Raw genomic sequence first — 21,675 nt, forward strand, 5'->3', positions numbered from 1 at the left:
CCGTGCGCCTACTCCACACCGCGGACTGGCACCTGGGCAAGGTGCTGAAGGGGGTGGACCGTACCCCGGAGATCGGGGAGGCCCTGAAGGCCTTGCTGGAGATCGTGAGGAGGGAGGGGGTGGACCTGGTCCTGGTCTCCGGGGACCTCTTTGACCGTCCCCAGCCCTCCGCCGAGGCGGAGGCCCTGGCGGTGGAGTTTTTCCTGGAGCTGAAGGCCCTGGGGGTGCCGGCCTTGGTCATCGCCGGCAACCACGACCCCAAGGAGCGCCTCGAGGCCCTCGCCCCCCTCTTCGCCCTGGTGGGGGTAGAGGTGCGGGGCCGGCCCCTGTTTCGGGAGGAGGGCGGGGTGGTGCGGGTGGGGGGGCTGGAGGCCGCCCTGTTGCCCTTCGTCTCCGAGCGGGTCCTGGTGAAGAAGACCTTCCAGGAGGCCGAAGACCGCCACCGCTCCTACGCGGAGGCCATGCGGCGCATCCTGGGGAACCTGCAAAGCCCCCTGATGCTGGGCCACTTCGCCGTGGAGGGGGCAAGGCCGGGGGCGGGGGAGTTCGCCTTCCACCTCACGGGGAGCTACGCGGTGCCCGCCTCGGCCCTGCCCCTTGCCGCCCGCTACCTGGCCCTGGGGCACATCCACCGGCAGCAGCAGGTCTCCGAGGCTCCCGTGGCCTGGTACCCGGGAAGCCTGGTCCAGCTGGACTTCGGCGAGGGGGAGGAGGCCGAGCGGGGGGCGCTTCTGGTGGAGCTTCCCCCTTCGGGCCCTGCCCAGGTCCATCCCATCCGGGAGCGCTGGGGAAAGCCCCTCAGGACCTACCGCCTGGCCCTGGAGGAGCTGGACGGGCGGCTTGGTGAGCTGGAGCGCTTTCCCGGTTATTTGCGCCTGGTGGTGGAGGGGAGGCTGAGCCCAGAGCAAAAGGATCGGCTTTTCCGGCACCTGCCCCACCTCCTGGCCGTGGAGGCCGCGGGGGCTCTGCCGGTGGTGGAAGCGGGGGAAAGGGGGCCGGAGCTTTCCCTCCTGGAGGCCTACGGCCGCTACCTGAAGGAGCGGGGACGGGAGGAGGAGGCCCTTTTGGAGCGGCTTGAGGCGGTGTTGCGGGAGGTGGAGCTTGAGACCCTTGCGCCTGGAACTTGAGGGCTTTGGCCCCTACCGGGAGAGGCAGGCGGTGGACTTCAGCGACGTGGAGCTCTTTGCCATTACCGGCCCCACGGGCTCGGGCAAGAGCACCCTCCTGGACGCCGTGGCCTTTGCCCTGTATGGCCTGGTGCCCCGGGTAGGGCGGAGCGTGGCCACCCTGAAGCACCCCGCCGCCAGCGAGGCCCGGGTGGCCCTCACCTTCCAGGTGGGGCAGAAGGTATACCGGGTGGAGCGGGTGCGGGGCCGGCGGAGCGAAGGGCGGCTCTTTGAGCTTTCCCCCGCGGGGGAGCGCCTGGTCCCCTCGGAGACCCTGGAGGCCCTGAACGGCTTTCTGGAGGACCTTCTGGGCCTTTCCTACGAGGCCTTCACCCGGGCCCTCCTCCTGCCCCAGGGGGAGTTTGACCGCTTCCTCAAAGGGGAGGCCAAGGAGCGGCGGCGCATCCTCCTGGACCTATTTGAGCTTTCCCGGCTGGAGCGGGCCCGGGAGCGGGCGGCGGGGGAGCGGGCTAGGCTTTTAGAGGAGAAGGGGCGGCTTGAAGGGGAGCTCCTTGGGCTTAAGGAGGTGACCCTCGAGGCCCTGGAGGCCCGGGAGAAGGCGCTGGAGGAGGTGGCCCAGGGGGTGGCCCGCTTGGAGGAAGAGGTAAGGCGGCTGGAGAAGGGCCTAAAGGAGGCGGAGGACCTCCTGAAGCGCCTGGAGGAGCGGCACCTCCTGGAGGCCCAAAGGGCCCGCCTCCTGGGGGAGGCCTCGAGGATGGCGGCCCTGCGGGAGCGGCTGGCCAAGGCCCAGGAGGCGGAGCGCGCCCTGCCCCTTTGGGAGGACCTGCGGACCAAGGAGAAGGCCCTGGCCGCCACCCGGGAAGAGGCGGCCCGCCTGGAGGCCAAGGTGCGCGAGCTGGAGGAAAAGCGCCGCGCCCTGGCCTTTGACCCCAAGGCCCTGGAGGCCCTGCGCCAGGCCCTCCTGGAGGCCCAGGGGCTTAAGGCCCTGGAGGCCCTTTGGCGGCGGGTGGGGGTGAAGGACCACCCGGCGCCCAGGCTGGACCTGGAGGCCCTGGAGGCCCTTTTGGAGGAGGAGGGGCGCCTTAGGGAGGAGGAGGCCAGCCTGGCCGCCTGGGCGGAGGCCCTGGCCCACCTGCGGGCACGCCAAGGGGAGCTTGCCGCCCTCCAGGCGGAACTCGCCCAGCTGCAGGAGGAGGGGAGGCGGGTCCGGGAGGAGACGGAGGCCCTGGAGCGGGCCCTCAAGGGGGCCACCGCCTTCCGCCTCCGGGAGGAGCTTCGCGCCCTCGAGGCTGAGGCTGAGGCCCTGGAAGGGGAGCGGGCCCGGCTTCTGGGGGAGCTAAAGGCCTTGCGCCAGGAGGAAAGGCGGCTTGGCCTCCTGGCCTTCCACGACCTCCTGGAGCCCGGAAAGCCCTGCCCCTTGTGTGGGGGCCTGGTCCACGCCCTGCCCCCCAAGCCCAAGGGGGAGGACCTGCGGGAGCGGGTGGCGGCTCTGGAGGGGAAGGATCGGGACCTTCTCCTGCGGCTGGGAAAACTCCGCGAGCGGCGGGAGGCCCTCCTGAGGGAGGAGGCCGCCTTGGGGGCCGAGCCTTCCCCTGGGGACCCGGAGGCCCTAAAGGCCATCTTGGAGGAGAAGAAAGCCCTGCTGGAGGAGCTTCGTGGCCGCTACCGCGAGGCCTCGGGCCGGCATAAGGCCCTGGAGCGGGAGGTGGGGGAGCTGGAGGCCAAGGCGAAAAGGCTGGCCGCAGGGCGCTCGGGAGCGCCCGAGGCCCTCCTCCAGGGGGTGAGGGCCCGGCTGGCAGTCCTGCGGGAGGAGAAGGGGGCCCTGGGGGCGGGGCTTTTCCGCCACCTCATGGAGCGCACGGGGGGGCTGGGCTTGGCCGAGCACCTAGGGCGCCTCCAGGCCGCCCTCCGGGAGATGGAGAACAAGGAGGCCCAGGAGAAGCGCCTTTCCCGGGAGCTGGAGGAGGCCCAGCGGGCGCTTTCCGCCCTGGCCGCCCGCCAGGAGGAGCAGGCCAAGGCCCTGGCCGAGGCCAGGGAGCGGGTGGGGGGCCTCCTTCCCGAGGCCGAGGCCCGAGCTTCCCACCTGGCCCCCGAGGAAAAGCGGGCCCTGGAGGAACGCCTACAGGCCCACGAGAAGGAGATGGCGGAGGTGGAGGCCCGCCTCCAGGCCCTTCCTCCCCTCCCCCCCCTCTCCCTGGAGGAGGCGGAGGCCCGGGCGCGCAAGGAGCGGGAGGCCTTGGGGAAGGCCCAAGAGGCGCTTCGGGCCCTGGAGGGCCGCCGGGCGGTCCTGGAGGCGGAAAGGGAGCGGCTTCGGGAGGGCCTAAAGCGGCGGCGGGAGCTGGAGGGCCGCCTGGCAGAGGTGGCCAAGGAGGTGGGCCTTTGGGAAAAGCTGGCCCAGGACCTGCAGGCCCACAACTTCCCCGCCTACTTGCTGGGCCTCAGGCAACGGAACCTGGTGGAGCGGGCCAACGAGCTTCTGAACACCCTCTCTGGGGGCCGGTACCGCCTGAGGGCCCTGGGGGACGAGTACCAGGTCCACGACCTGTGGCACGCGGGGGAGGCCCGCCCGGTCAAAACCCTCTCCGGAGGGGAGGGCTTCCTGGCCAGCCTCTCCCTGGCCCTGGCCCTTTCCGAGGAGCTCTCCCGGGGGCGGCTGGGGGCGCTTTTCCTGGACGAGGGCTTCGGCACCCTGGACCCCGAGACCCTGGAGCTGGTGGCGGGGGTCCTGGAAGCCCTCCCCACCCGGGGCCGCCTGGTGGGCATCGTCACCCACGTGGAGGTCCTGGCGGAGAGGCTTCCCGCCCGCCTGGTGGTGCGCAAGCACCCCACGGGGAGCCGGGTGGAGTGGGCCTAGCCTGGGGGCGTTTGTCCCTGGAGCCCCCCATACCCCTTGGGGTATGTTGAAGGGGCCCGGAAGGAGAATCCTTCGCGCCTTTGGGCAAGGAGGTGTGCCGTGAAGAAGGCCAAGGACATCATGTCCACCGAGGTGGTGATGATCCAGGGCTCGGCCACGGTGAAGGAGGCCATCAACCTCATGAAGGAGACGGGCCTGAGGGCCTTAATCGTGGACCGGCGCAATGAGGACGACGCCTACGGCATCGTTACCGAGACGGACATCGTCTACAAGGTCATTGCCTACGGCAAGGACCCCACCACCGTCCAGGTGCACGAGATCATGACCAAACCCGTCATCCCCGTTAACCCCGACCTGGGGGTGGAGTACGTGGCCCGCCTCTTCGCCAACACCGGCATCCGCCGCGCCCCCGTCATCCAGGGGGAGGTGATGGGCATCGTCTCCGTGACGGATATCCTCCACAAAGCCGTGTTCTAGGGTCCAGGCTCTGGCTTAAGGGCGGCCTTTGGGCCGCCCTTTCTTGACTGGGTACAGGAAGCCTTCTAGACTGGGGGCGGAGGTGAACAATGCCGCGGGTTTTGGCGTTGCTTTTGCTTTTGGGCTTGGCCCTGGCCCAGGGCCTCGAGGCCTTCTGGAAGGCGGTGGAGGTGCCGGGGGGGGTCTGCGCCGATGGTTCCCCCTACCGCTTCTATGTGAGCCCCGGGGACCCCAGGAAGGTGGTCCTGGACTTTCAGGGGGGTGGGGCCTGCTGGGACGCGGCCACCTGCGCCCCCCAGAGCCAGACCTACCGCAAGCGGGTGGACGTGCAGGAGCTGTTGCTGGCCCAGGGCATCTACAACCGCCTGAGCGTGGCCAACCCCTTCTACGGCTGGACCCACGTCTTCATCCCCTACTGCACCGGGGACCTGCACGTGGGCCGGGCCACCGTGGACTACGGGGGCTTCCGGGTGCACCACCAGGGGGCCCGCAACGCCCTGGCCGCCTTGGAGTACGTGTTCCGCAACCACACGAACCCCGAGCGGGTCTTCGTCACCGGGTGTAGCGCCGGGGCCTACGGGGCGGTGTTCTGGGCGGACAAGGTCCTCTCCACCTACAAGAACGCCCAGGTGGCCGTGTGCGGGGACGCCGGGGTGGGGGTGCGCACCGAGGGCTTCCCCGGCTTTGCCCGCTGGAACCCCAGGCTCCCCGAACTCCCGGGCCTCTCCTCCAACCCCCAGGTGGCCGAGATCTACCTGGCCCTAGCCAGGGCCTTCCCCTCAGGGCGCTTTGCCCAGTACACCACGGTCCTGGACGGCACCCAGGTCTTCTTCTACGCCCTCATGAAGGGGGAGCGCTCCCCTTCCGAGGCCACGGCCCGGGAGTGGGCGGAAGGGGCCTTTAGGGCTGTTTCCGCCCCGGCCCAGGCGGAGAACTACACCTTCTACTTGGCCCCGGGGGGCCAGCACTGCATCCTGCCCCGGCCCGAGCTCTACACCCTGAGGGTGGGGGAGACCAGCTTCCTGGACTGGCTCAGGGCCCTGGCCGAGGGGAAGACACCCCCCAGGGTGCGCCCCTGAGGCCGAAGGCGGCGAACCACTCCTTGAGCCCGGGGTAGAGCTCCAAGAGGAGCCGGTGCCCCTTCCGGCGGTCCAGGGGGGCCGCCTCCAGGAAGGCCCGGAGGAGGCGGTCCCCCCCTTCTTCCAGAATCTCTTCCCCCTTGAGGGTGAACTGGGCCTGGAACCAAAGGGCCCCCTTCAGGTCTCCCCGCCGCCTCTCGTAAGCGGAGAGGCTCTTCCGCTCGGGGTCTAGGCGGGCCAGGTACCGGCTCCAGGCCAGGAGGACCTCTGCCAGGTCAGGATGGGCCCGCTTCAGGCCCAGGAGGAAGAGGTAGTTGGCGAAAAACTCGTCCAGCCACCTGGCCCCTGTGCGGAGCCGCCAGGCCACCTGCAGGGCGTGGGCGTACTCGTGGCCCAGGTTGAGGTCCAGGAAGGCGGGAAGCTCCCCCGGGGGAGGCCCCAGGGGAATGAGGGCCTCCCGCAGGCGGTGGAGGAGCCTTTCCGGGTAGGTAAGGGGGGCAAAGAGGGAAAGCCCCTCGGGTCCCGTGCGCTGGAAGGGGAGGCCATAGGGGTAGGGGAGGCGGGCCCGCCAGTCCCTTTCCGACAGGACGTAAAGGGTGACCGGGGGCACGGGGGCGTAGGCGGTGTAGGCCTCCCGCAGGGCCAGGAGGTAGCCCTGCAGGGCCAGGGCCCGGCGCACACTCCCCTCGGAGGCGAAGGCGGGCAGGTGAGGGTGGGGGAGGGCCTTGAGGGGCATCCCGCCTTCAGATCACCTCCCGGAACCCGATGCGCTCCGCCCGGGCCCGGAGCTCCTCCCTGAGGGCCTGGTGCTGGGGCAGGGAGAGGTCGGGGTCCAGCTCCAAAATCCGCTTGGCCAGGGCCCGGGCCCGTTCAATGATGGGGGTGTCCTCCGCCAGGTCTCCAAGCCTAAGCTCCGGGTAGCCCGACTGCCGGGTCCCCCTCAGCTCCCCGGGGCCCCGAAGCTTAAGGTCCATCTCGGCGATGTAGAAGCCGTCGGTGGAGGCCTCGAGGACCTTAAGCCGCCTCAGGGTCTTCTGGCTGGCCTCCCCGGCGATAAAGAGGGCGTAGCCCGGAAGCCCGCCCCGCCCCACCCGGCCCCTTAGCTGGTGGAGCTGGGCCAGGCCAAAGCGCTCCGCGTTTTCCACGATGATGAGGGTGGCCTTGGGGATGTCCACTCCCACCTCAATCACCGTGGTGGAGACCAGGAGGTCAAAGGCCCCCTGGCGGAAGGCCTCCATCACCTGGTCCTTTTCCCGGGCAGGCATCCTGCCGTGGAGGAGGGCCATGCGCACCCCGGGGAGGAGGCCCTTAAGCTCCTCATAGAGGGCGGTGGCCGCCTTGAGGTCCAGCTCCTCCGCCTCCTCAATGGCCGGGGCCACCACGAAGACCTGGTGCCCTTTGCGCACCTCCTCCCGGGCGAAGGCGTAGGCCTGGAGGCGGAGGCGGTGGGGGAGGACCTTGGTCTGCACGGGGATGCGCCCCGGGGGCATCTCGTCCAGGACGCTCACCTCCAGGTCCCCGTAGAGGGTAAGGGCCAGGGAGCGGGGGATGGGGGTGGCGGACATCACCAGCACGTCTGGAGGTGAGGAGGCCAGCTTCAGGAGGGCCCGCCGCTGCAGGACGCCGAAGCGGTGCTCCTCGTCCACCACCGCCAGGCCCAGGTCCTTAAAGCCCACCCCCTCCTGGATGAGGGCGTGGGTGCCCACGGCCACCTGGGCCTCGCCGTGGCGGAGGCGGGCCAAGGCCTCTTCCTTCTCCTTGGCGGACATGGAGCCCAAAAGGAGCTCCACCCGCACCCCCAGGGGGAAGAGGTAGCGGGTGAGGTTTTGGAAGTGCTGCTTGGCCAGGATCTCCGTGGGGGCCATGAGGGCGCCCTGGGCCCCGTTTTGGGCCGCTAGGTAGAGGGCAAAGGCGGCCACCACCGTCTTCCCCGAGCCCACATCCCCCTGGAGGAGGCGGGCCATCTGCCGCGGGCTTTGCATGTCCTTGGCGATCTCCGCCATCACCCGCTCCTGGGCCCGGGTGAGGGGGAAGGGGAGGGCCTTGCGGAAGGCCTCCACCCAGGCCGCCTCCACCCGGAAGCTTCGGCCCAGGACCAGCCCCCCCGCCTCCAGGAGGGCCTTGAGCTCCAGGAGGAGGTACTCGTCAAACTTGAGGCGCAAAAGGGCCTGCTTCAGCGCTTCCTCGTCCTCGGGGAAGTGGATCTGCCGCAGGGCCTCCCCGTACTCCAAAAGCCCCTCCGCCTCCCGGTAGGGGGCCAGGGGGTCGGGGAGGGGGAGGGTGAGCTCCAGGGCCCGGTGCACCGTGCGCCGCAGGAAGGCCTGGCCCACCCCCTCCTTGGCGGGGTAGATGGGGACGATGCGGCCGGTGGAGAGGGACTCCGTGCCCTCGTCCTCAAAGTGCTCCACGAAAAGCTGCACCCCGTTCCGCCGCTGCACCCGTCCCGTGACGATCAGGGTGGCCCCCTCCTGGATCTGGGAGAGGACCCAGGGCTGGTTGAACCAGACCAGGGTGAGCCGCCATCCCCAGGTGTCCTGGGCCTTGACCTGGACCAGCTGCATCCCCTTCTTGGGGGTGCGCAGAAGCTCCTTGGCCAGGACCTTGACCAGCAGGGTGGCCTTCTTGCCGTCCTCCAGGAAGCGCACCCCCGGAAGGGCCCGGCGGTCCTCGTAGCGGCGGGGGTAGTGGTGGAGCACGTCCCGCACCGTGTGCAGGCTGAGTTCGGTGAGCCGCTTGCGGCTTTGCGCGGGGGCCAGGAGGTGGGCGGGGTCCTGGAGGGCCAGCCGCCCCTTGGGGGGGCTGGGGGCGGGGGAAGGGGATGGGGCGCCGTCCTGCAGGAAGCGGATGGCCTCCTCCAGAAGGCGCTTCCGCTCCTCGGGGGGCTTTTCCCGGTACCCCTGGAAGAGGGCCCGCACCTGGGGGAAGGGGCGGGCCAGGTTGGCCACCAGGGCCTCGAGGCCCCCCACCACCACCCGGTCCTGGGCCCCGTCCTGGAGTTCCCGCAAAAGGGGCCTGAGGAGCCTTTCCCGGAGTTCCCCTTCCCTCACGCTCCCCATGATACCCTTAGGCCTGTGAGCCGCGTGGAGCGATTGCCAAATGGCCTCCTGGTGGCCCTGGAGGAGCGGGACTACCCCGGGGTAGCCTTCCACCTCCTGGTGCCCGCTGGGGCGGTGAACGAGCCCGAAGGGCTTCTGGGGGCCAGCACCCTGGAGGAAGGCTGGCTCTGGAAGGGGGCCGGGGAGCTGGACGCCAGGGGTCTGGCGGAGGCCCTGGACGCCCTGGGGGTCCGGCGGCAGAGCGGAGCCGGCCTGGAGTACTCCCTCTTTGCCGCGGCCTTTTTGCCCGAGGTCCTGGAGGAGGTTTTCCGCCTCTACGCCCTCCTCCTCACCCGGCCTGCCCTCCCCGAGGAGGGGTTTGAGGCGGTGCGCTCGGTGGCCCTGCAAAGCCTCCTCTCCCTGGAGGACCAGCCCGCGCGCAAGCTCTTTTCCGAGCTGAGGCGGCGGGTCTTCCGCTCCCCCCACGGGCGGGACCCCCTGGGAGAGGAGGAGGACCTGAGGCGGGCCACCCCCGAGGCGGTGCGGGCGGACTTCTTCCGGCGCTACACCCCCAGGGGGGCCATTTTGGCGGTGGCGGGGGGGGTTTCCTGGGAGGCCCTGCAGCGGGCCCTAGAGCCCCTCCTGGCCTGGGAGGGGGAGGCGCCCACCTACCCACCCCCTCTCCTTTCCGAGCCCCACCGCTTCCACCTGGAAAGGCCCACCGCCCAGGTGCAGATCGGCCTGGCCTACCCTGACGTGGGCCCCGAGGACCCTGGGTTTTATGCCGCCCGGCTGGCCCTCGAGGTCCTCTCCGGGGGCATGTCCAGCCGGCTTTTCACCGAGGTGCGGGAGAAGCGGGGCCTGGTCTACGCCGTCTCCGCCTTCCCCGCGGGGGTGCGGGGCCAGGGCCTCCTCATGGCCTACGCGGGCACCACCAAGGAGCGGGCCCAGGAGACCCTGGAGGTGATGCGCTCCGAGATGGAAAGGCTTTCCGAGGGGGTCACGGAGGACGAGCTCGCCCGGGCCAAGGTGGGCTTAAAGACCGCCCTGGTGATGGCCGATGAGTCCATAAGGAGCCGGGCGGCCTCCATGGCCCGCGACCTCTTCGTTTTGGGCCGGGTTCGCCCCCTTTGGGAGATTGAGAAGGCCATAGAGGAGACCAGCCTGGAGGCGGTGAACGCCTTCTTGCGCACCCACCCTTACCAGAACCCCTGGGTGGGGCTTTTGGGGGAGGTGGACCATGTTTCGTGAGGCAGTACTGCAAAATGGCCTGCGGGTGATCGCCGAGGTCCTGCCCGGGGCTCGGAGCGTGGCCCTGGGCTACTTCGTGCGCACCGGGGCCCGGGACGAGGGGGCGGGGGAAAGCGGGGTCAGCCACTTCCTGGAGCACATGGTCTTCAAGGGCCCCGAGGGGATGGACGCCCTCTCGGTGAACCTGGCCTTTGACCGCATGGGGGCCCAGTACAACGCCTTCACCTCCGAGGAGGCCACGGTCTACTACGGGGCGGTCCTCCCGGAGTTCACCCTGCCCCTGCTGGAGCTCTTTTCCCGGCTCATGCGGCCCGCCTTACGCCCGGAGGACTTTGACACCGAGAAGCTGGTCATCCTGGAGGAGATTGCTCGCTACCAGGACCGTCCCGCCTACATGGCCTACGATTGGGCCCGGGAGCGCTTCTTCCAGGACCACCCCTTGGGGAACAGCGTCCTGGGCACGGTGGAGAGCATCCGCGCCCTAAAGCGGGAGGACATGGCCGCCTACCACGGGCGGCGCTACCTGCCCAAGAACATGGTCCTGGCCGCCACGGGCCAGGTGGACTTTGACCGCCTGGTGGCGGAGGCGGAGCGGCTCACCGCGGCCTGGCCCCAGGGGGAGGCCTCCCGAGACTATCCGCCTTTCCGCCCCCAGGTGGGGGTGGAGGTGCACCCCTACGAGAAGGCCCGGGCCCTCTACCTGGTGGGCCTTTTCCCCGGGGTTCCCTACCAGGCGGAGGAGCGCTACGCCGCCCAGGTCCTGGCCCACCTCCTGGGGGAGGAGGGGTCCGGGAGGCTCCACTTCGCCCTGGTGGACAAGGGCCTGGCCGAGGTGGCCTCCTTCGGCCACGAGGAGGCAGACGGCCTCGGCTTCTTCCACGCCTACGCCCAAGCCGACCCTAGGCACCAGGAGGCGGTGCTTTCCACCCTCCAAGAGGAGCTGGCCCGCCTGGTGCGGGAGGGGGTGGGGGAGGAGGAGGTGGAGCGGGTCAAGACCCCCTTGGCCACCGGCCTGGTCTTCGCGGGGGAAACCCCCATGGGCCGGCTCTTCCACCTGGGCATGGAGTACCTCTACACTGGGGCCTACCGCTCCCTGGCCGAGGTGAAGGAGCGGGTGCAGCGGGTTTCCGCCCGGGAGGTGAACGCCCTTTTGGAACGGGGGCTTCTGGAGCAGGGGCTTTTCTACCTGGTGCTGCCCCATGGAGCCTAGGGCCTTAGGGGCTGCCCTCCTCACCATCCTCTTCTGGGCCAGCGCCTTCGCGGGGATTCGCGCGGGCCTCCAGGGGTTTTCCCCAGGCCACCTGGTCCTCCTGCGCTTTTTGGTGGCGGGGGGTATCCTCCTCCTCTACGCTTGGCGCAAGGGTCTGCGGCTGCCTAGGGTTCGGGATTTGCCCGGGCTTTTCCTCCTGGGGTTTTTGGGCATCACCGTCTACCACCTGGCCCTAGCCTATGGGGAGCTCACGGTGAGCGCGGGGGCGGCCAGCCTCCTCATCGCCACGGGGCCGGTGTTCACCGCCCTCCTCTCCTACCTCCTTCTGGGGGAGCGGCTTCGGCCCCTGGGGGTCTTGGGCTTTGCCCTGGCCCTTGGGGGTTCCCTCCTCATCGCCTTTGGGGAGGGGGGCGGGGTGGCCCTGACCCCGGGGGCTTTTTTGGTCCTGCTTTCCGCCCTTTCCACCTCCTTTTACTTCGTCTTGCAGAAGCCCTTTTTCGCCCGCTACCGCAGCGAGGAGATGACGGTCTACACCTTAGTCCTGGGCACCCTGCCCCTCCTCTTCTTCCTGCCGGGCCTGGGGGAGGCGGTGCGGGAGGCGCCCAGGCCGGCACTTTTGGCCACCCTCTACCTGGGGGTCTTCCCCGGGGCCTTGGCCTACCTCACCTGGACCTACGCCCTTTCCCGCACCCCCACCGCCCGCCTGGCCTCCTTCCTCTACCTTTCCCCGGTCCTGGCCATCCTCCTGGCCTACCTGTGGCTGGGGGAGGTGCCTTCGCCCCTCTCCCTGGCCGGGGGCGGCCTGGCCCTCTTGGGCGTGGGGCTTGTGAACCTGCGGGGCGTAAAATAGCCCCGGGGTGCCTTATGGAAGTGAAGACCATCGGCGTGGTGGGCGCGGGGCAGATGGGTTCGGGCATCGCCCAGGTGGCGGCCCAGGCAGGGTACCAGGTGGTCTTGGTGGACGTGGCCGAGGCCTTCTTAGAAAGGGGCCTCGGTACCATCCGCCGCTCTTTGGGGAAGTTCCTGGAGAAGGGGCGGATATCCCAGGAGGACCACGATGCCGCCCTGGCCCGCATCCGCACCAGCCTGGACCTCGAGGCCCTCAAGGATACCGACCTGGTGGTGGAGGCCATCGTGGAGGACGAAGGGGAGAAGCGCCGCCTGTTTGAGCGGCTGGGAGCCCTGGTCAAGCCGGAGGCCATCCTGGCCTCCAACACCTCCTCCATCCCCATCACCGCCCTGGCCCGCTACTCAGGCCGGCCCGAGCGCTTCATCGGCATGCACTTCTTCAACCCCGTCCCCCTCATGGCCCTGGTGGAGGTGATCCGGGGGGAGCTCACCGCGGAGACCACCCGGGAGGTGGTGGTGGCGGTGGCCAAGCGGATGGGGAAGACCCCCCTCGAGGTCCAGGACTATCCCGGCTTCGTTTCCAACCGGCTCCTCATGCCCATGATCAACGAGGCCATTGAGGCCCTGCGGGAGGGTGTGGCCACCAAGGAGGCCATTGACGGGGTCATGCGCCTGGGGATGAACCACCCCATGGGCCCCCTGGAGCTGGCGGACTTCATCGGCCTGGACACCTGCCTGGCCATCATGGAGGTCCTCCACCGGGGGTTTGGGGACGACAAGTACCGCCCCTCCCCCCTCCTGCGGCGCATGGTCCAGGCGGGGCTTCTTGGCCGCAAGACGGGACGGGGGTTCTACACCTACGACGAGAAGGGGAACAAGGTGGGCTGAAAAGACCCCGCTCTGCGGGCCTGGCCAGGGGCCGGGGGCGTTTCTCCCTGGAAGCCCTTCCACCCCGGGGGTATACTGGGGTCATGGAGCTTCCCCGCGCATACGGCCTCCTGCTCCACCCCACCAGCCTTCCCGGCCCCTACGGGGTGGGGGTCCTGGGGGAGGAGGCCCGGGCCTTCCTGCACCTCCTGAAGGAGGCAGGGGGGCGGTACTGGCAGGTGCTTCCCCTGGGCCCCACGGGCTACGGGGACTCCCCGTACCAGTCCTTCAGCGCCTTCGCCGGCAACCCCTACCTCCTGGACCTGAGGCCCCTGGCCCAGGCCGGCTACCTCGCCCTGCAGGACCCCGGCTTCCCCGAGGGCCGGGTGGATTACGGCTGGCTCTACGCCTGGAAGTGGCCGGCCCTCCGGGAGGCCTTCCGGGGCTTTATGGCCAAGGCCCCCAAGGAGGAGCGGGAGGCCTTCGCCCGCTTCCAGGAGGAGGAGGCCCGCTGGCTTGGGGACTATGCCCTCTTCATGGCCCTCAAGGCCCATCACGGCGGGCTTCCCTGGAACCAGTGGCCCCTGCCCCTGCGCCTGCGGGAAGCAAAGGCCCTCAGGCAGGCCGAGGCCGCCTTGGCCGAGGAGGTGGCCTTCCACGCCTGGACCCAGTGGCTCTTCTTCCGGCAGTGGGGGGCCCTGAAGGCCGAGGCCGAGGCCTTGGGCCTGCAGGTGATCGGGGACATGCCCATCTTCGTGGCCGAGGACTCCGCCGAGGTCTGGGCCCACCCGGAGTGGTTCCACCTGGACGGGGAAGGGCGGCCCACGGTGGTGGCCGGGGTACCCCCGGACTACTTCTCGGAGACGGGGCAGCGCTGGGGAAACCCCCTCTACCGCTGGGAGGTCCTGGAGAGGGAGGGGTTTTCCTTCTGGGTGGAGCGCCTGGGGAAGGCCCTGGAGCTCTTCCACCTGGTGCGCATAGACCACTTCCGGGGGTTTGAGGCCTACTGGGAGATCCCCGCCACCTGTCCCACCGCGGTGGAGGGGCGCTGGGTGAAGGCCCCGGGAGAGCGGCTTTTCCAGCGGATCCAGGAGGTCTTCGGCCGGATACCCATCCTGGCTGAGGATCTGGGGGTCATCACCCCGGAGGTGGAGGCCCTGCGGGACCGCTTTGCGCTACCTGGGATGAAGGTTCTCCAGTTCGCCTTTGATGGCGGGATGGAAAACCCCTTCCTGCCCCACAACTACCCCGCCCACGGCCGGGTGGTGGTTTACACCGGCACCCACGACAACGACACCACCCTGGGCTGGTACCGCACCGCCACCCCCCATGAGCGGGCCTTCCTGGGGCGCTACCTGGCGGAGTGGGGGATTGGCTTCGCCCGGGAGGAGGAGGTTCCCTGGGCCCTCATGGCCCTGGGAATGCGCTCGGTGGCCCGGCTTGCGGTTTTCCCCGTGCAGGACGTGCTGGCCCTGGGCTCCGAGGCCCGGATGAACTACCCTGGAAGGCCCTCCGGGAACTGGACCTGGCGGCTTCGGCCCGGGGAGTTGCAGGAGGAGCACGGAAAGAGGCTTCGGGCCATGGCCGAGGCCACGGGAAGGCTTTAAAAAAAGCCCCGGTTTTCCGGGGCCTTCCAGGCTCCTGGGCGGTTAGCCCAGGGCCTTTTTCACCAGGTCCACGATCTCGTCAATGGTGTCGGCCACGGGGATGCCCGCCTCGGCGAAGGCCTTCAGCTTGGACTCCGGGGTGCCCACGTTGCCCATGATGATGGCTCCCGCGTGGCCCATGCGTTTGCCCTTGGGAGCGGAGCGGCCGCCGATGAAGCCCACCACCGGCTTCTTCATGTGGGCTTTCACCCAGGCCGCGGCCTCCTCCTCGTCCGAGCCCCCGATCTCGCCGATGAGGACCACAGCCTCGGTCTCAGGGTCCTCGTTGAAGAGGGGGAGGAGGTCCTTGAAGGTGGTGCCGATCACCGGGTCGCCGCCGATGCCCACGGTGGTGGTGATGCCCAGGCCCGCGGCGGAGAGGGCTGCCGCCGCCTCGTAGGTGAGGGTGCCCGAGCGGCTCACGAGGCCTACCCGGCCCCGCTGGAACACGTGGCCCGGCATGATGCCGATCTTGGCCTCGCCGGCGCTGATGATGCCGGGGCAGTTCCCCCCGATGAGGCGGCTTCCCAGGGCCTTGATCTCCTCCACCGCCCGCACCATGTCCAGGGTGGGGATGCCCTCGGTGATGAGGACGATGAGGGGGATGCCGGCGTGGGCGGCCTCCAAAGCGGCATCCGCCGCCATGGGGGCGGGCACGAAGATGATGGAGGCGTCAATGGGGTGGTGCTTCACCGCCTCCTTCACCGTGTCGTACACGGGCAGGCCCAGGACCTCCGTGCCTCCCTTGCCCGGGGTCACCCCCGCCACCACCTTGGTGCCGTAGTCCAGCATCTGCTTGGTGTGGAACTGTCCCTCCCGGCCGGTGATGCCCTGGACCAGGACCCGGGTCTCGCGGTTCACCAGGATCACGCCGCACCTCCCACCATGGCCACGATGGCCTTGGCCGCCTCAATGGACGTGGGGTACATGTAGATGGGCTTCCCCTCCAGGAGCTTCTTGGCCTCCTCCTCGGCGGTGCCCGCCACCCGCATGACCACCGGCTTGGTGAGGAGCCCCTCCTCCAGGGCCCGGATCACCCCCTTGGCCACCTCGTCCGCCCGGGTGATGCCGCCGAAGATGTTGATGAAGACCCCCTTGACGTCGGGGTCCTTGAGGACCACCTTGAGGGCGTTGTAGACCACGTCGGCCTTGGCGCCCCCCCCGATGTCCAGGAAGTTGGCGGGCTTACCCCCCACCCGGTTCACCAGGTCCAGGGTGTACATGACGAGGCCCGCCCCGTTGCCGATGATGCCGATGTTGCCCTGGAGCTTCACGTAGGCGAAGCCGTAGTTGCTGGCCTCCACCTCCAGGGGGTGCTCGGCCTCAATCTCCCTGAGCTCGGCCAGGTCAGGGTGGCGGAAAAGGGCGTTGTCGTCCAGGACGATCTTGGCGTCGGCGGCCACGATGTTCCCCTCCGCGGTCACCACCAGGGGGTTGATCTCGGCGATGGAGGCGTCCACCCCCTCGTAGGCCCGGTAGAGGGCCACCAGCACCTGGGCCAGCTTGTTGAGGTTGCCCTCCAGCCCTGCCCGCTTCACCATCTCCCGGGCCTCAAAGGGCCGGAGGCCCTTGTGGGGGTCAATCCAGAACTTGTGGATGGCCTCGGGGCGCTCGGCGGCCACCTCCTCAATGTCCACGCCCCCCTCCTTGGAGAGCATGAGGACCACCCGCTTCTGGGCCCGGTCCAGGATCAGGCCAGCGTAGTACTCCTTGGCGATGTCCACCGCCTCGGCCACCAGGACCTTCTTCACCGTGAGGCCCTTGATGTTCATGCCCAGGATGGCCTGGGCCTTCTCGTAGGCCTCCTGGGGGCTGTCCGCCAGCTTCACCCCGCCCGCCTTGCCTCTGCCGCCCACGTGCACCTGGGCCTTGATGACCACCCGCTTACCGAACTCCTCGGCGATCCGCTTCGCCTCGTCCGGGGTGTAGGCCACCTTGCCGGGCGGCACCGGCACCCCGTAGCGGGCCAGGATCTCCTTGGCTTGATACTCGTGCAGGTTCAAGCTCCACCTCCTTGGCCGGCCAAGGCCGAGGGGCATTATACCCTTCTCCCCGGAGGCTCAGGGGAGTAGGCTGGGGGGGAAAGGAGGCCCGTATGGCCGAGGGGAAAAGCGGGTGGGCCCTGGGGCTGGCCCTCCTCCTCCTGGGGGGGCTACTCCTTTTGCAGAACCTGGGGGTGGCCGTGGGGCGGCTCCTTCTGGGCCTAGTCTTCCTGGGGGGCGGGGGGGGCTTTGTGGCGGCCTTCCTGCAGGATCGGGCTCTCTGGTGGGCCTTGATCCCTGGGCTGGGCCTCGCGGGGCTTGGGGTAGCCCTCCTCGTGGGGGAGGGACCGGGGAGTGGGGCCTTCTTCCTCCTGGGGCTGGGAGCAGGCTTTTTGGGGGTCTTTCTGGTCAGGCGGGAGCACTGGTGGGCCCTGATCCCCGGAGGGGTTCTCCTCTCCCTGGCCCTGGTGGCCCTGGTGGAGGGTGTCTTTGGGCTACAGGCCGGGTGGCTTCTCTTCCTGGGCCTGGCCCTCACCTTTGGCCTCCTCTACCTTTTGGGGCAGCGCTGGGCCCTTTGGCCTGTCCTGGGGGTGCTGGTGCTCCTGGCCTTGGCCGCCGAGCCCCTGCGGGGGGTTCTGGCCTACGGCTTTCCCCTGGCCTTGATCCTGGTGGGAGGGTACCTGCTCTGGCGGGGGCTGGTGCCGGGTAAGGGCCGGACCTAGGCTTCCACCGCGGGCCGGGCGAAGAAGAGGCGGCCCACCTGGGTCTGGATGGCCTGGGTGATGACCACTTCGATCTCCTGGCCACGGTAGCGGATGCCCCCGTCCACCACCACCATGGAGCCGTCCTCCAGGTACCCCACCCCCTGGTGGGGCTCCTTGCCTTCCTTCATCACCAAAAGCTTAAGGGTGTCCCCCACCTGGAGCTGGGGGCGGAGGGCCTGGGCCAGGGCCTGGACGGAAAGGGCCTTGACCCCGTAGATGCGGGCCATCTGCAGGAGGGCGAGGTCGTTGGTGACGAGGGCCGCCCCCAGTTCCCGGGCCAGGAAGAGGAGCTTTTCGTCCACGCTCTCCCCCTTGGGGGTCTCCTCCAGGACCTGGAGGTCCAGAAGCTCCTTCAGCCGTTCCAGGGCCTCGAGGCCCCGCCTCCCCTTGGCCCGCTTCAGGGGGTCTTGGCTGTCGGCAAAGTGCTGGAGTTCCTTGAGCACGAAGTGGGGCACGTAGAGGGGGCCTTCCAGGAAGCCCGTGGCCGCCACCTCGGCCAGGCGGCCGTCCACCAGGACGCTGGTGTCCAGCACCTTGCCCCCCTCGGGCCGCCTGCTCTCCCGGGGCAGGCGCAGGTACTCCTTGTAGCCCAGGGCCAGGTAGGAGAAGAGGGCCACCAGGAAGAGGGCCAGGAGGAGGCTGTGGTAGGGAGCAAACCCCGGGATCTGGGCCAGCAGGCTGGTGAGCAGCACGGTGAGGAGGAGGCCCAAGGTGGTGCCCAGGGTGAGGGCCACCGGCACCTCGGGGGGAAGCTCCCGCAGGCGGCGTAGCTCTTTGGCCAGGAGGGCCTCCAGCCTGGGGGCCAGGAGGACCCCGGAGAGGAAGCCCGCCAGCACCAGGTAGAGGCGGTTTAGGGAGAGGAGGCCGGCGGACTGGGGAAGCAGGCCCCATCCCTCCAGGACCACCGCCAGCTGGTAGCCCAGGAAGGCGAAGAGGAGGTAGAGGAGGAAGCGCCCGTTCATCCCAGGTACCGCTCCACCGCCTCGGAAAGCCCCCGGGTGTTCCCGGGGTGCAGGAAGCGGCCAAACCCTGCCCGCTCCCCCTCCCTAAGCCTGCGCTCCAACCCGGCCACGCTCCGCACCTCGCCCAGGAGGCCCACCTCCCCCACCACGGCCAGGTCGGGGGGAAGGGGGCGGCCCACCACCGCAGAATACACCGCCAGGGCCACGGCCAGGTCCAGCCCGGGGTCCAGCACCCTCAGCCCCCCCGCCAGGTTCACGTAGACGTCCAAGGTGGCCAGGGAAAGCCCAAGCCGCCTCTCCAGCACCGCCAGCACCATGTCCACCCGCCGCCCGTCCAGCCCCTGCACCACCCGCCGGGGGGCGGGGAAGGGGGTCTTGGCCGCCAGGGCCTGGACCTCTAGGGCCAGGGCCCGCTCCCCGGCCAGGGCCAGGGCGATGGCGCTTCCCGGCACCCCCAAGGGCCTTTCCAGGAGAAAGGCCTCCGAGGGGTTTTTCACCTCCAAAAGCCCCGCCTCCTCCATGCGGAAGACCCCCAGCTCCCCCACGGGGCCGAAGCGGTTCTTGGCGCTCCTCAGGACCCGGTAGACCCCGGCGGTCTCCAGGTAGAGGGTGGCGTCCACCGCGTGCTCCACGCTCTTGGGGCCGGCCACCACCCCCTCCTTGGTCACGTGCCCTACCAGGACCACCGCGGTGCCCGTTTCCTTGGCCAAGCGCACTAAGGCGGCGGTGGCCTCCCGCACCGCCACCAGGCTCCCCGGGGTGGCCCCGGCCTCCAGGGACTGCACGGAGTCCACGAAGAGCACCTCGGGGGGGGATCCCTCCAGGAGGGAAAGGAGGGCCTCGAGGCGGGTCTCCCGCACCAGGAGGAGGTCCTTCACCCCCAGGCGCCGGGCCCTTAGCTTGATCTGGGCGGGGGACTCCTCCCCGGCCACGTAGTAAACCCCGGGCATGCGCTTGGCCATTTCCAGGAGGAGGGTGCTCTTGCCCACTCCGGGCTCCCCCCCGAGGAGAACCACCTCCCCGGGCACAAACCCGCCCCCCAGCACCCGGTCTACTTCGGCAAGCCCTGAGGAAAGGCGCCGTTCCTCCCTTTCGTCCACTTGGGCCAGGGAGAGGAGGGCCGCCGGCCTAGGCTGGGCCTGAGGCTTGGGGGGGTCGGGGGCTACCTCCTGGAAGCTGCCCCAGGCTCCGCACCCGGGGCACCGTCCTAGGAACTTGGGGGTGCGGTAGCCGCACTCCACGCAGCGGTAGCTGGCCTTGGGCATGGGCGCTGGCCTACACCAAGAACTCCTCCACCTCGTGGAAGGCCAGGCGCCCGTCCTCCACGCTCACGTAAAGCTGCCCCGTGGGCTTTTTCAGAAGGGCCAGGGAGAGGGGGTCTTCGATGCGCTCCCGGATGACCCCACGGATGGCCCGGGCGCTCCCCGTCTTGGGGGCCTGGTCCACCACGAAGCGGGCCACCTCCGGGGCGAAGGTTACCGTGATGTCCCGCCCCTTGAGCTCTTTCTGGATTTCCTCCAGCATGAGCCGGGCCACCTGCACCAGCTCCTCCTCCGTGAGGGGCCGGAAGCGGATGACCTCGTCCAGCCGGTCCAGGAACTCCGGGGTGAAGAGGGCCTTCAGGGGGCTTTCCGTGTCCACCTCCCGGCTGGTGAAGCCGATGGCCGGCCCCACGTTGTAGCCGGTGTTGGAGGTCATGATCAGGATCACCCGGCGGAAGTCCACGGTGCGCCCCATGCCGTCGGTGAGGCGGCCCTCGTCCAGGACCTGGAGGAAGGTGTTGTAGACGTCGGGGTGGGCCTTCTCAATCTCGTCCAGGAGGACCACGCTGAAGGGCTGGCGCCGCACGGCCTCCGTGAGGCGGCCTCCTTGCTCGTAGCCCACGTAACCCGGAGGGGCCCCAATCAGCTTGGAGATGGAGTGGGGCTCCTGGAACTCCGACATGTCAAAGCGGATGAGGGCCCGTTCCGAACCGAAGAGGACCTCGGCCAGGGCCTTGGCCAGCTGGGTCTTGCCCACCCCGCTTTGGCCCACGAAGAGGAAGCTGGCCGCCACCCGGGTCCGGCCTCCCAGGCCCACCCGGGCCCGCCGGAGGGCGTTGGCCAGGGCGCGGATGGCCTCCTCCTGGCCCACCACCCGCTTTTTGAGCTCCTCCTCCAGGTGCATGAGCTTCTCGTCGTCCTTGTCGTCCACGTAGACCCCACCCCAGGAGTCCACCACCGCCTCAATGTCTTCCCGGGTCACCATGGGGGTGCCATCCTCCTCCTCGGCCACGGGCAGGCCCAAGGAGGCGTTGAGGCGCACCCGGCTCGCCGCCTCGTCAATGAGGTCAATGGCCTTGTCGGGGAAGTTGCGCCCAGGGAGGGAGCGGATGCCGATCTTCACCGAAAGCTCCAGGATTTCGTCGGGGATGATGACCCCGTGGTGGGCCTCGTAGCGGGGACGGAGGCCCTTGAGGATCTCCAGGGTTTCCTCCGGGGAAGGTTCCAGGACGATCACCGGCTGGAAGCGGCGCTCCAAGGCGGCGTCCTTCTCAATGTAGCGGTGGTACTCCCCGGTGGTGGTGGCCCCGATCACCTGGATCTCCCCCCTGGCCAGGGCGGGCTTGAGGATGTTGGCGGCGTCCAGGGTACCCTCGGCCCCCCCGGCCCCAATCAGGGTGTGGAGCTCGTCTATGAAGGCGATGACCTTGGCGTTTTTAAGCTCCTCAATGATCTGGCGCAGGCGTTCCTCAAACTCCCCCCGGTACTTGGTGCCCGCCACCACCCCCGCCAGGTCAATGGCCACCACCCGGGCCCCCCGCAGGATGGGGGGCACCCGACCCTCCACGATGGCCTGGGCCAGCCCCTCCACGATGGCGGTCTTGCCCACCCCGGGGTCGCCGATGAGCACGGGGTTGTTCTTGGTGCGCCGGGCCAGAATCTGGATGACCCGGTTGATCTCCTCCTGGCGGCCGATTACCGGGTCCAGCTTGCCCTCCCGGGCCTCCTTGGTGAGGTCGCGGCCGTACTCGTCCAGGAAGGGGGTATTCACCGGCTTCTCCCGCTCCCGCCCCTCGGCCATGGCCAGGATGCGCCAGCGGATGGCGTCCACATCCTTGGCGAAGTGGGTGAGGATGCGGTAGGCGATGCCGTCCCCCTCGCGGATGATGCCCAGGAGGATGTGTTCGGTACCGATGACGGGCGCGCCCATGTTGCGGGCCTCGGCGCTGGCCAGCTCCATGACCCGCCGGGCCCTGGGGGTGATGGCGGGGGGCTCGCCGGTGCGGCTCCCCTCGCCCCGGCCCACCAGCTCCTCCACCATGCGGCGCATGGCCTCGAGGCTCGCCCCGTACTCCTGGAGGATGCGGGCCGCCGTGCCCCCCTCGCGCATCAGGCCCAGGAGGAGGTGCTCTGGGCCGATCATGGAGTGGCCTAAGCGGCTCCCCTCCTCCCTTGCGTAGTGAAAGACCAGCCTGGCGCGATCGTCGTACCTGTTCATGCTCCCCTCTACCTCACATTCTAGCCTAAGCCCCGCCCCTTGGGGGATTTGCGCCCCCGCTCACCTTAAAGGGCTTTGGGCGTGGCGCTTCC

At 69.5% G+C, this 21,675-nt stretch carries 17 protein-coding genes; 10 read left to right on the plus strand and 7 right to left on the minus strand.

Annotated features, from left to right (window positions below; all coding sequences use genetic code 11):
- The first annotated feature begins 2 nt into the window (after positions 1 to 2).
- The 4 genes from B128_RS0110100 to B128_RS0110115 all read left to right on the plus strand — a co-directional run bounded on the left by B128_RS0110100 (position 3) and on the right by B128_RS0110115 (position 5,537).
- A complete protein-coding gene (locus B128_RS0110100; protein WP_026175180.1) occupies positions 3 to 1,127 on the plus strand; it encodes a metallophosphoesterase family protein in 1,125 nt (374 codons plus the stop codon).
- Entirely contained in the window at positions 1,102 to 3,981 is a 2,880-nt protein-coding gene (locus B128_RS13395; RefSeq protein WP_026175181.1) for an AAA family ATPase, read from the plus strand. Before B128_RS0110100 ends, B128_RS13395 begins: the two co-directional genes overlap by 26 nt.
- A gap of 99 nt (positions 3,982 to 4,080) precedes the next feature.
- Entirely contained in the window at positions 4,081 to 4,458 is a 378-nt protein-coding gene (locus tag B128_RS12390) for a CBS domain-containing protein (RefSeq protein WP_018112156.1), read from the plus strand.
- Between the two features lie 89 nt (positions 4,459 to 4,547).
- The gene (locus tag B128_RS0110115) at positions 4,548 to 5,537 is read left to right on the plus strand and encodes a pectin acetylesterase-family hydrolase (RefSeq protein ID WP_026175182.1); all 990 of its coding nucleotides are present in this window, start codon (positions 4,548 to 4,550) and stop codon (positions 5,535 to 5,537) included.
- On the opposite strand, the gene B128_RS0110120 is transcribed toward B128_RS0110115, so the two are convergent.
- Complete coding sequence (locus B128_RS0110120) at positions 5,491 to 6,273, minus strand: hypothetical protein (protein ID WP_018112158.1); 783 nt, start codon at positions 6,271 to 6,273, stop codon at positions 5,491 to 5,493. The genes B128_RS0110115 and B128_RS0110120 overlap by 47 nt on opposite strands.
- Positions 6,274 to 6,280: 7 nt before the next feature.
- Entirely contained in the window at positions 6,281 to 8,593 is a 2,313-nt protein-coding gene (recG, locus tag B128_RS0110125) for an ATP-dependent DNA helicase RecG (protein ID WP_018112159.1), read from the minus strand.
- A gap of 15 nt (positions 8,594 to 8,608) precedes the next feature.
- On the opposite strand from recG, the gene B128_RS0110130 reads away from it, so the two are divergent.
- The 5 genes from B128_RS0110130 to malQ all read left to right on the plus strand — a co-directional run bounded on the left by B128_RS0110130 (position 8,609) and on the right by malQ (position 14,356).
- Positions 8,609 to 9,823, plus strand: a complete 1,215-nt coding sequence (locus B128_RS0110130; RefSeq protein ID WP_026175183.1) for a M16 family metallopeptidase — start codon at positions 8,609 to 8,611, stop codon at positions 9,821 to 9,823.
- Positions 9,813 to 11,033 carry a M16 family metallopeptidase gene (locus B128_RS0110135; protein ID WP_026175184.1) on the plus strand — a complete coding sequence of 407 codons (1,221 nt, stop codon included), beginning with the start codon at positions 9,813 to 9,815 and terminating at the stop codon, positions 11,031 to 11,033. Before B128_RS0110130 ends, B128_RS0110135 begins: the two co-directional genes overlap by 11 nt.
- Positions 11,023 to 11,883, plus strand: coding sequence for a DMT family transporter (locus tag B128_RS0110140; RefSeq protein WP_018112162.1), 861 nt, complete (start codon positions 11,023 to 11,025; stop codon positions 11,881 to 11,883). Before B128_RS0110135 ends, B128_RS0110140 begins: the two co-directional genes overlap by 11 nt.
- A 14-nt stretch (positions 11,884 to 11,897) precedes the next feature.
- Positions 11,898 to 12,770, plus strand: a complete 873-nt coding sequence (locus B128_RS0110145; RefSeq protein WP_018112163.1) for a 3-hydroxybutyryl-CoA dehydrogenase — start codon at positions 11,898 to 11,900, stop codon at positions 12,768 to 12,770.
- Positions 12,771 to 12,853: 83 nt separating this feature from the next.
- On the plus strand, positions 12,854 to 14,356 hold the full coding sequence (gene malQ, locus B128_RS0110150; RefSeq protein ID WP_018112164.1) for a 4-alpha-glucanotransferase: 1,503 nt from the start codon (positions 12,854 to 12,856) through the stop codon (positions 14,354 to 14,356).
- Between the two features lie 42 nt (positions 14,357 to 14,398).
- Here malQ and sucD read toward each other — a convergent pair whose 3' ends face one another.
- On the minus strand, positions 14,399 to 15,265 hold the full coding sequence (gene sucD / locus B128_RS0110155; RefSeq protein ID WP_018112165.1) for a succinate--CoA ligase subunit alpha: 867 nt from the start codon (positions 15,263 to 15,265) through the stop codon (positions 14,399 to 14,401).
- Positions 15,262 to 16,398, minus strand: coding sequence for an ADP-forming succinate--CoA ligase subunit beta (sucC, locus tag B128_RS0110160; RefSeq protein WP_026175185.1), 1,137 nt, complete (start codon positions 16,396 to 16,398; stop codon positions 15,262 to 15,264). The genes sucD and sucC overlap by 4 nt, the downstream gene beginning before the upstream one ends.
- Before the next feature lie 92 nt (positions 16,399 to 16,490).
- On the opposite strand from sucC, the gene B128_RS0110165 reads away from it, so the two are divergent.
- Entirely contained in the window at positions 16,491 to 17,099 is a 609-nt protein-coding gene (locus B128_RS0110165) for a hypothetical protein (RefSeq protein WP_018112167.1), read from the plus strand.
- Here the strand turns inward: B128_RS0110165 and B128_RS0110170 are convergent.
- The 3 genes from B128_RS0110170 to B128_RS0110180 are packed head-to-tail and all read right to left on the minus strand — an operon-like array spanning position 17,096 to position 21,583.
- On the minus strand, positions 17,096 to 18,103 hold the full coding sequence (locus B128_RS0110170) for a PIN/TRAM domain-containing protein (RefSeq protein WP_018112168.1): 1,008 nt from the start codon (positions 18,101 to 18,103) through the stop codon (positions 17,096 to 17,098). The genes B128_RS0110165 and B128_RS0110170 overlap by 4 nt on opposite strands.
- Positions 18,100 to 19,368: a DNA repair protein RadA gene (gene radA / locus B128_RS0110175; protein WP_018112169.1), complete on the minus strand. Its 1,269-nt coding sequence runs from the start codon at positions 19,366 to 19,368 to the stop codon at positions 18,100 to 18,102. The genes B128_RS0110170 and radA overlap by 4 nt, the downstream gene beginning before the upstream one ends.
- 10 nt (positions 19,369 to 19,378) lie before the next feature.
- Entirely contained in the window at positions 19,379 to 21,583 is a 2,205-nt protein-coding gene (locus B128_RS0110180; protein ID WP_018112170.1) for an ATP-dependent Clp protease ATP-binding subunit, read from the minus strand.
- Between the last annotated feature and the right edge of the window lie 92 nt (positions 21,584 to 21,675).

Origin of the sequence: Thermus igniterrae ATCC 700962 (assembly GCF_000376265.1) — a bacterium.
Classification (GTDB): Bacteria; Deinococcota; Deinococci; order Deinococcales; family Thermaceae; genus Thermus; species Thermus igniterrae.